The sequence below is a fragment of the Marinifilum sp. JC120 genome (assembly GCA_004923195.1).
Lineage (GTDB): Bacteria > Desulfobacterota > Desulfovibrionia > Desulfovibrionales > Desulfovibrionaceae > Maridesulfovibrio.
Genome location: RDSB01000003.1, coordinates 49,652 through 62,641 on the forward strand (window position 1 = coordinate 49,652; position 12,990 = coordinate 62,641).

A 12,990-nucleotide genomic window follows, 5' to 3' on the forward strand; every position below is an offset into this window, starting at 1 on the left:
AGCTGTTAGTTCCGGCACGGTCAAAACTTAATTCACAAACTATATTTACGGATTAAGTCCCGATAGCACCCATTTAACCTTGCATTCTGCGGGCTGAGCATATATTTTGTCGAGCTTACTAAGTTCATGATCGCGGACCGCCATATTTACTGCGGATCGCGAATATATATAAAAGATATCATTCAATTTTTTGCCTTATCTGAGAGAGCTAAAAAGCCCAATCCGGAGACCAGATGCCCAGAATTACTATTTCATCCCTTGAGAAATCATATAACGGGGAAGACCTTTTCAGCGACCTTTCATTTGAAGTGAGTGCCGGAATGCGTCTTGCCGTGGCCGGTCCCAACGGTTGCGGCAAATCCACCCTACTCAAACTCATTGCCGGAAAAATCGAACCGGACGGTGGAGTGCTTTCCATTTCCAAAGGTGCGCGCCTCGGTTACGTTGCGCAGGAACTGACCGGGGAAATTCTCGAAAACACCCTGCTCAGTTGGGTACTCTCCGCGCTGCCTTCTTGGAATACGCTCTGGGAGCAATGGGAAGAAGCCGGACAGAATAATGACCAAGCTCACATGGAAAGACTTTCCGAAAAGCAGGCTGAACTTGAGCACCAGTTCGGATACAACCCCGAACACAAAGCCCGTACCATCCTGACCGGACTGGGTTTTTCCGAACATGACCTGCTCAGCAAAATCAAAGAACTTTCCGGCGGCTGGCGTGAACGCGCTAAGCTGGGCCGTGTCCTGCTCCAAGGTGCGGATTTACTCCTCTTGGATGAACCCACAAACCACCTTGACCTTGAGGCTGTGGAATGGCTGGAAAGCTACCTGCTTTCCTTCCGTGGCGCGGTAATTTATGTAGCCCATGATCGTATCTTTCTGGATAAGGTCGGTACCCATGTTCTTTTTCTCGGGGCCGGGCGTCCGCAAGTCAGGCGCGGTAATTTTACTGAATTTCTTAAATGGCAGGCAGAAAACGCAGAGCAGCGCAGCCGCGAAGCCGCCAAGCTTTCCGCACGTATTGAAACTGAGAACTCATACATCAACCGCTTTCGAGTAAAGGCCCGTAAGGCCGCGCAGGCACAGTCCAAAATCAAGAAAGTGGAAAAAATGTCCAAGGAACTCAACAAGATTAAAGGTGAAGCCGAACTCAACCGTTCCGGCAGAACTTTGAGCTTCCGCCTCCCACCCACCGCACGCGGAGATAAAGCCGCCATCAGTGTGGTTGATCTTGAATTTTCATATGACGGCAAGCCGCCTTCCATCTGGCCGCTACTTAATTTCCAGCTTTTCCGGGGCAAGAAAGTTGCCCTTGCCGCACCGAACGGGGCCGGTAAATCCACCCTGCTCAAAGTGATCATGGGCATGCTCGAAGCCAACACAGGATTTGCTAAAGTAGGACAAAACACCTCATTGGCCTATTTCAGCCAGCACCAAAGCGACATCCTGCGCGATGAAATGACTGCGCTTTCCGAAATCCGCCGCCTCTGCGATCCTGACACAACCGAAGAACAACTTAAAAGTGTACTCGGCCTGTTTCTGCTGGGCGAGGGGTATTTCGAACGCAAGGTTTCTGCCCTTTCCGGTGGAGAAAAAAACAGGCTGATTCTCGCATCTCTTTTCCTGTCACGGGCCAATCTGCTCATCCTTGACGAACCCACCAACCATTTGGACCTCGAAAGTCGGGAAGGATTGATCCGGGCCTTGAAGGATTATGACGGAACTCTTTTCTTTGTAGCGCATGACCGTTACCTGCTCGGAGAGGTCGCCGACGAAATCTGGGCTTTGAACGACTCGGGATTTGATACTTTTCATTCTTTTAAAGAATACGATGATCATCGTAAGGAAAAGCTTGCAGCACCCGCAGCCCGATCCGACTCCGCTGAACCAAATGACAGCCACAAGCCTGCCAAGCGCAAGCTGAGCAAAGAAGACAAACGAAGACAGGCTGAAATCCGCAATGCCCTGTACAAAGAACTAAGACCCAAGACCGCCGAGTATGAAAAGCTCGAAAAGGACCTTGAAAAAACCTTGGAAGATCAGGGTGTGATGGAAGAAAAGCTTAACGATCCAGAGTTGTACAGCGACGGCGCAGCAGCAGTGGAGCTAAATTCCCGCTACACCGAGACCTGTGCATGGGCTGACGAGCTGATGGAAAAGATGGCTGTTCTCGAAGAAGAAATTGCCGAACTGGAAGAACGCAAGAAGCAGCTTTTGGAAGAAAATTAAGATGCCTCCGGCGGCTGGGGAAGGGAAACTTTTGCAAAAGTTTCCCTTCCCCAGACCCCATCCCTTCAAAACCTTTTATTAAGCTTCGCTCTGAAAATTCTTAAATCTGTTGTTAATCATGACCAAAACAAATCCAATTCAAGTTGTTGCAGGCGTCATCTGGAAAGATGGACTTTTCCTTTCTGCTGAGCGCCCCACAGGCAAAGATTACGCCGGGTGGTGGGAATTTCCCGGCGGTAAGGTTGAAATAAATGAATCCTTGGGCGATGCGCTGGTGCGTGAATTACAGGAAGAACTGGGTATAACTCCCACAAATTTTGACTTTTGGATGGAAAAAACAGTAGAGTACCCCGAATACACGGTACACTTAAATTTCTTCGACATCTGGGAATTCTCCGGTCAAGTGTCATCACTTGAAAATCAACGCTTTGACTGGTTCGACCTCAAAAACATGCGCGAAGTAAAATTCCTTCCAGTAAATTACGAAATCTTAGAAATGTTGAAAGAACGGGAACTTAATTAATAAGATCCCTCCCCGCACAATCTGCCTGAGAAAAAGGCGAAGCCCTATTAAACGTTTTTGGGATTCTTAAACCCTTTTTACAAAAAGGGTTTAAGCCGCCGGAGGCATACAGGAGACACACATGAAAATCATCGATTTGATTAATAAAAACGGACAATTCATCTCTTTGGAATTCTTTCCCCCTAAAGATCGCGAATCATGGCCCAAATTCTTTGAAGTTGTTGAAAAGCTCAAAGTACTGAATCCCCTTTTTGCTTCCGTTACTTACGGCGCAGGAGGCGGAACTCAGGACAATTCACTTGAAATTGTTAAAAGAATGAAGCAGGATGCAGGGATTGAGCCTCTTGCACACCTGACCAGCGTCGGTGCCAGCCCGGAGAACATCAGTAAATTTGTCTCTGCTCTTCAGGAAGCAAACGTTGAAAATATCCTTGCTCTGCGCGGCGATGCCCCTGTCGGGGATGAAAATTTTGATTTCAACACCCAGCCCTTCAAACACGGCTCCGATCTTGTCACCTACGTAAAAGATCAACATCCCGGTGTAGGTATCGCAGTGGCAGGTTACCCTGAAGCGCACCTTGAATCACCTTCTATTAAAGAAGACTTCAAATGGATGAAATACAAAATAGACGAGGGCGGAGAGTTCATCATCACCCAGCTCTTTTTCGATAACCGGGTCTACTTTGATTTCTGCGACAGGCTTAAAGGAATGGGCATTGATGTGCCTGTGCTGCCCGGAGTGCTGCCCATCATGAGTCTCAAATCCGCAAAATTTATTCTTTCCCTGTGCGGCGCGGCCATTCCCGGTAAATTCCTGAGTGCACTGGAAAAAGCCCACGCAGACGGCGGCGATGATGCGGTCTACAAACTGGGCATCGAATTTGCCACCAGACAGGCACAGGAACTGCTCGACGGAGGCGCACCCGGAGTGCATCTCTATACATTGAACAGAGCTAAAGCCTGCCTTGAAATCGGTCAGGCATTAAAATTTTAATACGGCTATTGAACAGGCAATTGCTTACATTGCCGCAAGCGATTAACAGACAAACCGGACTGCCGATGGTCCGGGTCAAGAATACGGAGGTTTAGCTATGAGTACCAAAAATCCCAGAGTTGCTGTTGTAGGGGCCACAGGCGCGGTTGGCCGTGAAATGCTCAATGTCCTTGAGCAGCGCGACTTTCCCGCATCTGAAATTGTTCCTTTTTCTTCTGCCCGTTCCGCCGGAACCAAGGTTCCCTATAAAGGCGAAGAGCTGACCGTTATCGAGCTGAAAGAAGATTCCTTTGAAGGATTTGATATTGCTCTTTTCTCCGCAGGTGGCGGAACCTCCGAAAAATTCGCTCCCCTTGCTGCCAAAGCAGGCTGCGTAGTTGTGGATAACTCCAGCGCATGGAGAATGGACCCCAAAGTGCCCCTCGTTGTTCCCGAAGTTAACCCCGAAGACCTCGACTGGCATCCCGGCATCATCGCCAACCCCAACTGTTCCACAATCCAGATGGTTGTTGCGCTAAAACCCATTCACGATGAAGCCAAGATCAAACGTATCATCGTTTCCACCTATCAGGCTGTTTCCGGTACCGGACAAAAAGCCATCACCGAGCTTGAAACTCAGGTGAGCAGACTTTTCAACGGCAAAGAAGTGGTTCCCAGTGCCTACCCGCACCAGATCGCCTTCAACTGCCTGCCCCACATCGATGTTTTCATGGATAACGGCTACACCAAAGAAGAAATGAAAATGGTCAACGAGACCAAAAAAATCATGGGCGACGATTCCATCAAGCTAACCGCCACAACCGTGCGCGTGCCCGTCTTCTACAGCCACTCCGAATCCGTGAACATCGAAACCGAGGAAAAGGTAACTGTTGAGGAATGCCGCAACTTGCTTGCCAGCTTCCCCGGCATCACGGTTATGGATTTCCCCGAAAAAAACATCTACCCTATGGCAATTGACTGCGCAGGGGAAGACGATGTTTTCGTAGGTCGTATCCGCGAAGATGAAACCATCGAGAACGGCCTGAACATGTGGATTGTTTCCGACAACATCCGCAAAGGCGCCGCGCTGAACACCGTACAGATCGCCGAGACTCTGATTGCACGCGATTTGGTTCGTGTGAAATAGCCTCCGGCGGCCCTTCGGGAACCAAAGAAACTTTTTAATAGTTTGAACTCAACCTGCTAAAAGGTGCCTTTAAAAATTAAAAACGGTGAAGCCGAGTAAACTCAGCTTCACCGTTTTTTTTATTTAATTGGCTACAATTTTTAACTTCTTCGATCTCTGAATCTACGAACTGCTAACAGAAGAATAGCGGCTCCCAATAAAGCCATAAGCTCGAACTTCACGCCCGCGTTAGGATTCATAACACAACCGCTGGATGATGTGCCGCCGATTACAAAAGGGTCGGTGATCTGGCCTAAAACCGGGTCTGCGTCATAGTCTCCGTTGTCTTTGACAACGAAATGGATGTAATAATGCGTTCCATAAGTAACCGTATCAGTCAGAGCCAGATGATTTCCTGCAAGATCGGTGATCCACCAGTACCCGTCCGTAAACTGCGCTCCATTTGAAGAATAATTTTGATAAGGTGACGAGGAACTGTTGGAATCGTACAATTTCAGCAGCTTAAAATCTGAAACAGTGCCGCTAGGCAACTCTTTTGAGTCGATCATAAACGTTGCACACCCACCATTGGTGTTGATTGTTGCATTAAATGAACAGATTGAAGCATAAGGCACAAAATCGTCAGTATTATAACTTGACCGCAACTGAGCCCCTGTCTTGGTCTTAGGAACAAAACCATCCACGTTAACTGTGATCCCTGTATCCTGAAAGCTGCTGGCCTGAACAGCCGGCACAGCTTGGTTGCCGATACCTATTTCAAGATATGCATTGGGCTGTGCTGCCCTGCCAAAATTAATCAGAGTCGACCCGGCACGATCCTCAAAGCCAAACCCATAGGCAGCAGTAAGACCTTTAAGAGCAGCTCCGTAACTGTGATAATTGTCCGGCTCAGTTGGCTGAGCTGTTCCAAAAACAACCCCTTTGCCCACAGCAGAATCAGCGGCGGCAACAATCGCACCATCCACAGCAGTTCCTCCCCACCAATAAGTGCTGGCATAGTCGCCGAGAGGGGTTCCGTTAAAATCTACAATACTTCCCGGGAACCCCCAACTCAATGCGGCAACAAAATCACCGACCACCCAGCCATAAAAGTCATTCACAATTCCCGCAGTCTTAGCTTCACCTTGGGGGGTATATTTAGGATTGTTGCCATAAATACCGGTTGCAGCATTCATATCAGCAAAGGTTGCCGTAATATTATTATTCCCAACCCCGGGTCCTTGCAGGCCGTTCGGAATCGGTGCCATTTGACCATTTCCGGAATTACCCTGAGCAGTAAATGTAATATCTCCATTAATATCCACTGTAACAAGATAATCGTATAACTGCTGCTGGGTTTTAGGATTACCAGTGGGCGAATTCCCTACCCCGCTAAACAATCCTGAAATTTTAATCGGTTTATTTTGAACGGTAGTTATCTGGTAAAGTGTAGTTTTTAAGTAATTAGTCCAATCGTGAAAATCAGGAACTTCCGCCGCTGTAGTAGGAGAAAGAACCCTTGCAAAATTTGCACTAGGCAATCTGTCTGAGGGAGAGGGTTGAACAGTCTGGTAATTAGGAGAACTGGACTTACCAAGAGCATCCGTAAGCACCTCGCTTGACACAGAGGTCAGCAAAGGACTGTTAGTAACAGTAGTGGTTGAATTCTGAACGATCAATGAAAGGGCGATTGCCGCATAATCAATATAGGTTAAATCGGCGTTGACCACACCATTAGTTACATCCAGTTCCATGGGCTGATAGCGCACTCCGAGGCTTGCATCACCTGAATTGGGATCAGTAGAGGGCTCAGAACATGGGGTAGCAGTAGGAGAACCACCAATTGAGAGATATATCCGTCCAGAAGGAAATGAATCCAGTTGAATAGAAGGAACTCCGGCAGGAACTCCATTGGCAACACTGGTCACACTGGTGAGAGATTTCATAGTATAGGACTGAGAAGTACTCAAAGCCTGAGCCCCGCTGGCATTATTGAAAGTACCTGAAATTAACCCGGCACCGCTCTGACAATTAAAAAAAGTAACATAAACATCATTAGCATCCTGCCCTGAAGCAAGGCTAAAAACGACAGGCACACCATCAGCAACAGCAACATACGGAAAACACAGACACAGCAAAAGAACTCTCAAAATCCCTTTCATACCCACCCCATAATATAATGCTATTAAAAGAACTTTTTTAATTATGCAGAACGGATACTACACATACAAACATTGTACAACATGGCTAAAAAAAATATTGCATCAAATGTATAAGACTAAAACTCCAAAAACAAATTTAAACACTATCATAAATAGAAATACAAACACGGCTACTTAGACATTTAAATTCAACTCATCTCCAGAATCTTCACTTGCGGAAGCCCACCCTTTGGCGGTAGGGTAACTTGGCTTTGCGGAAGAGGAATTCCCGAAGCTTATGGCGGTTATGATCCCTGATGGGGTTTAAATAAATTTACGGAGTCCGGAATTGATTAGAAAAGTAGACAGTAACGAATATATTGATGCCATGCTTTCCGCCATGCGCGCGGGAACTGATAAAATTTGTGCATTTTACGAGCACCGCATCGGATTGGTCTGCACCGATCCCAAACTCATGCTTATGCCTTGGGACGACCATCTGGTCCATCGCGGGGACGGTATTTTTGAAAGCATGAAATTTGTAGACGGCAAACTTTACCAGCTTCAACCACACCTGCGCCGTATGAAGCGTTCCGCCCGCACAATCAGCCTTGAACCACCCTGCTCTTGGGATGAACTCGGCGATATCATTCTGGAAGTAGCCGGAGCATCCGGTGTTGATTCCGGTATGGTCCGAGTAATGCTCGGTCGTGGTTCCGGCGGCTTCGGCATCAGTCCGTATGAATGTCCGGTTCCGTCCCTATACATCGTAGTATACAAACACGAACCCAAACCGGATTCGTGGTATGAAAAAGGCGTAACCGCTTTCAGAAGTAAGGTTCCGGCTAAACAGCCTTATCTGGCAACGATCAAATCCATCGACTACCTGCCCAACGTAATGATGAAAATCAATGCGAAGGAAGAAGGATTCGACGTGCCCTTCTGCTTTGACAGCCTGAGTTTCCTTGCAGAAGGAGCAACTGAGAATGTCTGCATTGTAAGCCCAGACGGTAAGCTGTATACTCCAAAATTTACCAACTCTCTGGCTGGAACCACCATTGCCCGAGCCCTCCAGCTCATTGAAGATGAGATTGAAGTAGATTTCCGAGCCATATCCGAAGAAGACATCCTGCTAGCAAAAGAAGTCATTATCTGCGGCACATCCATTGATGCAGTAGCCGTTGTGCGCTTCAACAAAAAGCCAATTCACGATGTTCGCCCCGGTCCCATCTGCAAACGCATGCGTGAGCTGCTGCAAAAAGATCTCGAAGAAACGGGGACACCGATTATTAAAAGCTAAAATTAAAGGCCGTGAATCTCGCTGGATTCACGGCCCTTTAAATTTCGTGCGTAACTTAAATACTACTTCTTAGCTGTCAGCAGCATAAGTGAAAGATAATTCGTTTTTTCCGGCACTTCGTTGATATCCAAATAAATGGCCTCGCCATCCAGCCCCAGACGGGTGTAAAACTTCACATCCATCTTACCTATTTCATTAACTGTTTCACGCAGTTCAGGAAAATTACGGTAGGCCTTCAGAATTACGGCATTATCAACGAGTTCCAAAGACTTGGCGAACTTTTCAGGATCGGCAACTCCAGAGGTGAGCAGTAGATTTTGACCGGACTCCACCAGCACCTGCTGCGATCTTGCGGCAGCGGCCTGATAGGAAGTAATGCCGGGTACAACCTCGAATTCAACTTCAGGGCAAAGCCGCTTCATGGTCTGCATCATGTAGCCGAAAGTGGAATAGATTAGCGGATCGCCGAGAGTCAGGAATGCTGCGGTTTTACCACCTTTCAAAAGCTGACAAGCAATACTGCAATTTTCTTCCCAAGCATCGTTCAGCACATCCTTATCGCGGGTCATTGGATAGCCCAGCTTGACCACTTCGCAATCATCACGCACGAATTCGGATGCTATTTCAAGTGAATGAGAATATTCGTTCTTGGTGGAAGAAGCAGCAAAAACCACATCAACTTTTTCAAGCACACGTACCGCTCTCACGGTCAACAGATCAGAATCACCGGGGCCGACCCCGATACCGTATATTTTTCCGGAATTATTCATTTATTTCTCTTTGTTATTAAGAAGGAAGTCCGCAAGAATCTCCACGGCCTCCACATTTCGCGGACCGGGCCGGGAAAAAACCGACTCGTCCACCTTTAAAATTCTATTCTTGCGCACCGCATCAATCAACTTGAAATGGCTGCGTTCATCGGGCATGACCGGAGATGGATTCATACGCCCAGTCTGATAAACATAGTTCTGCGGATTAATCCGCATTAACTCTTCTTCACCCATGCGTACGATCTTTTTATGGTTGCCGACACAATTAAATCCCCCGGCATGGCGGATAATATCATTCACAATGGAACCCTGCCCTGCTGCCAGCAGATTAGGATAACGTATTTCAAAAAAAACGGTCGGCAGAACTGAAGAAGTTACATACTTTTGCAACACCGCATTAAGCCGCACATTCATTGAATCAATCAATTTATCTGCTGCCCCCGGCTCCCCGGTAAGCACGCCCAGCCTGCGAATTACGGAAAACATTTCCTCAAACGAGGCCACCTGAAACATAGCGCAGGGAATCCCCCTGACTTTGAGCGGTTCAAGAGCTGTAGCAGCCTGCGAACGTCCGGCCATCTGCAAGACAAGATCAGGCTTTAGAGCCACGATCAGTTCCGGATTGGGCCGCATATGAGTACCGATGGACGGCAGGACCGTAATCTGTTCTGGATAATGATCCGCAGCGGTGCGGGCCACCAGCCTATCGCCGAGATCCATGGCATAGAGAATCTCATTGAACGATCCATACAAGGCCACGATACGCTTAGCCGGAGCCTGCAAAGTGACTTCATTGCCGAAGTCATCGGTAATGGAAACCGCCGCCTGCCCCTCGAACGCAAAAGTACCTGCGAAACTAATCAGCAGCAGGAGAAAAAAGAACCTGCGGAACATGGAGACTCGGATGCTCCACAATCGCAACAGATGTTTCATAAACATTTGAAATATTTTCCTCTGTAATTACTTCAGCAGGCGAACCATCCAGCATGACTCTTCCCTGAGAAAGAAATACCAGACGGTCGAAATAAAGGGCCGCTAAGTTGAGATCATGGATCACGCAGACAATGGTAGCCCCGTCGCGGTTCATCCTTTTCAGGAGATCAAAAAGCTCAATTTTCCCGGCAACATCTACACCGGAGGAAGCTTCATCAAGCACCATGATCCGGGCTTGCTGAGCAACAGTACGAGCCATAAGCACCCGCTGAAATTCTCCGCCTGAAAGCTCGGCAACCGAACGCTCTGTCAGGTGGCTGATACCTACTCTTTCGATGGCCTCGGTACAAATCTGCTCATCCTCGACATCATAACCGAAAAAACCGGAACCATGGGCATAACGTCCCATCATAACCATGGATTTAACGGTCAATCCAAAAGCCGGGTCCACCCGTTGCGGAAGAACTGCCATAAGGGAAGCCAGTTCGCGAGGACGGTATGAATCAACCGTGCTACCATCAATCTCAATCCGCCCATTCAATGGAGAAAGGACACCGGAGATTGAAGAAACAAGAGTGGTCTTGCCGCTCCCGTTGGGACCGAGTATGGCGGTCATGGAGCCTGCGGGCAACTCAAGGTCTAACCCGTGCAGGACTTCGCGCCCTCCGTATCCGGCCTTTAACTCCGTAATCTTGATCATGCGCTAACTCCCCCCCCTTCCGCCATTAAATCCGGAGCGGAGTACAATGCAGAAGAACGGTCCGCCAAGCAAGGCAGTAACCACACCAACGGGAAGTTCCTCCCCGCCGGAAAGCAACGAACGGGCAATTACATCAGACCAGACCAGCAACAATCCGCCCAGCAGGGAAGATGAAAGCAAAAGCGGCCTGTGTTCTGCGCCCTGAAACATGCGCACCAGATGAGGAACAATCAGTCCCACAAATCCGATAATCCCGGAAACAGCCACCGCCGCCCCGGTCAACAGCCCGGAACCGATGAGCAAGGCCATACGTACTTTTGAAACATCCATGCCCAGATGGCGGGCCTGAGTCTCGCCAAGGGAAAGGATATCCAGTTCACGCGAGTAGAATACCAGCGGAATCATCCCGGCGATGAAGTACGGCAGAAAAAGAGTAAGATGACTCCAGCCACGGCCCTGAAAACTGCCCATAATCCAAAAAACAATGGACGTTACAGACTCTTCATCAAGTGATTTTAGCAGAGAAATTAACGCGGAAAGAAAAGTCGCAACCACGATCCCAGCCAGCACCATGGTTTCACGCCGAAGCCTTCCACCGATCCTGCCCAGCATGAGCACTGCTCCAAGCGCGGCCATGGCTCCGGCAAGAGCTGCCAGCGGCAGAAATAGATTCCCGAATCTGGACCAGAGTTCCGCGCCGAGCATTGTCGAGCCGGAAAAAATCGCCAGACTGGCCCCAAAAGCCGCACCGCTGCTCACTCCAAGGGTAAACGGATCAGCAAGCGGATTACGCAGGATACCCTGATAAATTGTACCAGCAACAGCCAGCGACATGCCCACCAGAAAAGAAAGACAAACCCGGCTCAATCGCAGGTCTATAATGATAAAAGAAAGTGCTGAATCAACTTTCTCGCCACCCAAACCTAAAGTAGTTTTAAAGACCGCCAAGACCTGAGCAGATTCAGTGGGATAAGCCCCGAAAAGACAGGCGGCGAAGATAGAAATAGGCACGAGCAATGATAGTACAATGACTGCCTGCGCCCTTCTGTTACCTAAAAATTCCATCCTCACCGCCCGATTTAATTAATGGTCGCCAAGGTGTTCAAAAGCTACCTTGAGGTGGTCAACCCAAATGTCCAAAACCTGCGGGAATTCAGCGGTACCCTTAAGCACGGGGACACACTTGTAACCCAGCTTGGACAGCTCGGATTTCCATGAATCAGCCTCATCTCCAGCCATATCGTTACGGGCATGGTCACCGGCAACAGACATGTAAGGCATGAGGTAGACTTTCTTAGCATTGCTCTTTTTGAGCAGAACCTTAACTTCATCAAGGGAAGGAGCGCCTTCAACTGTTCCAATGAAAATCTTTGGATCAACCTTGGAAAAGTAATCCTGAGAAGCGGGGTAGTAGATATTCGCAGCATGGTGGGTTCCGTGGCCCATGAGTACAACTGCATCCTTGGCTTTGCGATCCTTGGGAATGTTGGCGATAATGGCCTTTACAGTGCGCTGCATATCTTTGTCGGAATAAAGAAGCGGCTTACCTACGGTTACTTTAGTAATACCCTTGGGCATGCCCTCGAACCTTTTTACGGTATCACTGATGCCTTCGAACTCTTCACCGGGAATGGTATGCAGGGACTGCACGGCCACATGGGTAAAACCTTCGTCCATCATCTTGGTCATAGCCATAACCGGGGAATCAACCGCGCGGCCTTCTTTTGCCAAAATATTTCTGATGATCGCGGAAGAATAGGACCAGCGGACAGGCACACCGGGAAATGCTTTTTTCACAGCCTTGTCGATTGCGTCAAACGCAGGCTTGGTTTCAGGCATGCTGGAACCGAAAGCAGCCAGCATAATACCTTTTTTTACAGCCTTTGCTTCACCGTGTCCGGCCAAGGCCAGTGAAGGAACCATAAGAACACAAACAAGAATAAAAGCGGGGAAAAATTTGAATTTGTCCCCAAAACGGCACTGCATAACAGTCTCCTGTAATTTGGGGGGCTTGAAGAGAATGGAGCCACGCACGCAGATTACGCGCAAAGCAGTTTTTGACAGATAAAAGCCCCGTTATCCGTCAAAATGATCGTGATTTGCGCCCAGGCAGGTCTTCCGACTCGTCCTATTTCACCCTGCCTTCCCGAATTGAAATTCAGTGGCACGCCGAACCGTACTGGTCCGATCACATGGGGAGAAACTATATAGGACTTACGGCGGCGGGTCCGTTCCCGATTTTCACGGGATTCCCTATTAAGCTCGTTAGAGCACCGTAGGCAAATGCTTGATATGT

The 12,990-nt window shown here is 48.5% G+C and carries 11 protein-coding genes and 1 riboswitch; of the genes, 5 read left to right on the top strand and 6 right to left on the bottom strand.

Features of this window, described 5'->3' with window-relative positions; genetic code table 11:
- Positions 1-233: 233 nt before the first annotated feature.
- The 4 genes from D0S45_04345 (at position 234) to D0S45_04360 (ending at position 4,871) form a co-directional block, all read left to right on the top strand.
- Entirely contained in the window at positions 234-2,228 is a 1,995-nt protein-coding gene (locus tag D0S45_04345; protein ID TIH18453.1) for an ABC transporter ATP-binding protein, read from the top strand.
- 118 nt (positions 2,229-2,346) lie between these two features.
- Positions 2,347-2,751, top strand: coding sequence for an NUDIX domain-containing protein (locus tag D0S45_04350; protein TIH18454.1), 405 nt, complete (start codon positions 2,347-2,349; stop codon positions 2,749-2,751).
- A gap of 121 nt (positions 2,752-2,872) precedes the next feature.
- On the top strand, positions 2,873-3,745 hold the full coding sequence (locus tag D0S45_04355; protein TIH18455.1) for a methylenetetrahydrofolate reductase [NAD(P)H]: 873 nt from the start codon (positions 2,873-2,875) through the stop codon (positions 3,743-3,745).
- Between the two features lie 97 nt (positions 3,746-3,842).
- The gene (locus D0S45_04360) at positions 3,843-4,871 is read left to right on the top strand and encodes an aspartate-semialdehyde dehydrogenase (GenBank protein TIH18456.1); all 1,029 of its coding nucleotides are present in this window, start codon (positions 3,843-3,845) and stop codon (positions 4,869-4,871) included.
- Positions 4,872-5,011: 140 nt separating this feature from the next.
- On the opposite strand, the gene D0S45_04365 is transcribed toward D0S45_04360, so the two are convergent.
- Positions 5,012-7,012 carry a hypothetical protein gene (locus D0S45_04365; protein TIH18457.1) on the bottom strand — a complete coding sequence of 667 codons (2,001 nt, stop codon included), beginning with the start codon at positions 7,010-7,012 and terminating at the stop codon, positions 5,012-5,014.
- A gap of 328 nt (positions 7,013-7,340) precedes the next feature.
- On the opposite strand from D0S45_04365, the gene D0S45_04370 reads away from it, so the two are divergent.
- Complete coding sequence (locus D0S45_04370; protein ID TIH18458.1) at positions 7,341-8,291, top strand: aminodeoxychorismate lyase; 951 nt, start codon at positions 7,341-7,343, stop codon at positions 8,289-8,291.
- A 62-nt stretch (positions 8,292-8,353) separates the two neighbouring features.
- Here D0S45_04370 and cobI read toward each other — a convergent pair whose 3' ends face one another.
- From cobI to D0S45_04395, 5 genes are read right to left on the bottom strand one after another with little or no spacing between them, the layout of a single operon-like run.
- Positions 8,354-9,061 carry a precorrin-2 C(20)-methyltransferase gene (gene cobI / locus D0S45_04375; GenBank protein TIH18459.1) on the bottom strand — a complete coding sequence of 236 codons (708 nt, stop codon included), beginning with the start codon at positions 9,059-9,061 and terminating at the stop codon, positions 8,354-8,356.
- The gene (locus D0S45_04380) at positions 9,062-9,994 is read right to left on the bottom strand and encodes an ABC transporter substrate-binding protein (protein ID TIH18637.1); all 933 of its coding nucleotides are present in this window, start codon (positions 9,992-9,994) and stop codon (positions 9,062-9,064) included.
- Positions 9,918-10,694 carry an ABC transporter ATP-binding protein gene (locus tag D0S45_04385; GenBank protein TIH18460.1) on the bottom strand — a complete coding sequence of 259 codons (777 nt, stop codon included), beginning with the start codon at positions 10,692-10,694 and terminating at the stop codon, positions 9,918-9,920. Before D0S45_04385 ends, D0S45_04380 begins: the two co-directional genes overlap by 77 nt.
- 3 nt (positions 10,695-10,697) lie before the next feature.
- Positions 10,698-11,759, bottom strand: coding sequence for an iron ABC transporter permease (locus D0S45_04390; protein ID TIH18461.1), 1,062 nt, complete (start codon positions 11,757-11,759; stop codon positions 10,698-10,700).
- A gap of 18 nt (positions 11,760-11,777) precedes the next feature.
- Positions 11,778-12,680 (bottom strand): sirohydrochlorin cobaltochelatase, encoded by a 903-nt coding sequence (locus D0S45_04395; GenBank protein TIH18462.1) that lies wholly within the window; start codon positions 12,678-12,680, stop codon positions 11,778-11,780.
- Positions 12,681-12,784: 104 nt separating this feature from the next.
- Positions 12,785-12,987: riboswitch (cobalamin riboswitch) on the bottom strand.
- Positions 12,988-12,990 lie beyond the last annotated feature (3 nt).

Bases quoted from the DNA above. Each gene is read 5' to 3' on its own strand.
- D0S45_04385 (TIH18460.1), bottom strand. From the start codon at position 10,694: ATGATCAAGATTACGGAGTTAAAGGCCGGATACGGAGGGCGCGAAGTC.
- D0S45_04350 (TIH18454.1), top strand. From the start codon at position 2,347: ATGACCAAAACAAATCCAATTCAAGTTGTTGCAGGCGTCATCTGGAAA.
- D0S45_04360 (TIH18456.1), top strand. From the start codon at position 3,843: ATGAGTACCAAAAATCCCAGAGTTGCTGTTGTAGGGGCCACAGGCGCG.
- D0S45_04380 (TIH18637.1), bottom strand. From the start codon at position 9,994: ATGAAACATCTGTTGCGATTGTGGAGCATCCGAGTCTCCATGTTCCGC.
- D0S45_04390 (TIH18461.1), bottom strand. From the start codon at position 11,759: ATGGAATTTTTAGGTAACAGAAGGGCGCAGGCAGTCATTGTACTATCA.
- D0S45_04355 (TIH18455.1), top strand. From the start codon at position 2,873: ATGAAAATCATCGATTTGATTAATAAAAACGGACAATTCATCTCTTTG.
- D0S45_04395 (TIH18462.1), bottom strand. From the start codon at position 12,680: ATGCAGTGCCGTTTTGGGGACAAATTCAAATTTTTCCCCGCTTTTATT.
- cobI (TIH18459.1), bottom strand. From the start codon at position 9,061: ATGAATAATTCCGGAAAAATATACGGTATCGGGGTCGGCCCCGGTGAT.
- D0S45_04345 (TIH18453.1), top strand. From the start codon at position 234: ATGCCCAGAATTACTATTTCATCCCTTGAGAAATCATATAACGGGGAA.
- D0S45_04365 (TIH18457.1), bottom strand. From the start codon at position 7,012: ATGAAAGGGATTTTGAGAGTTCTTTTGCTGTGTCTGTGTTTTCCGTAT.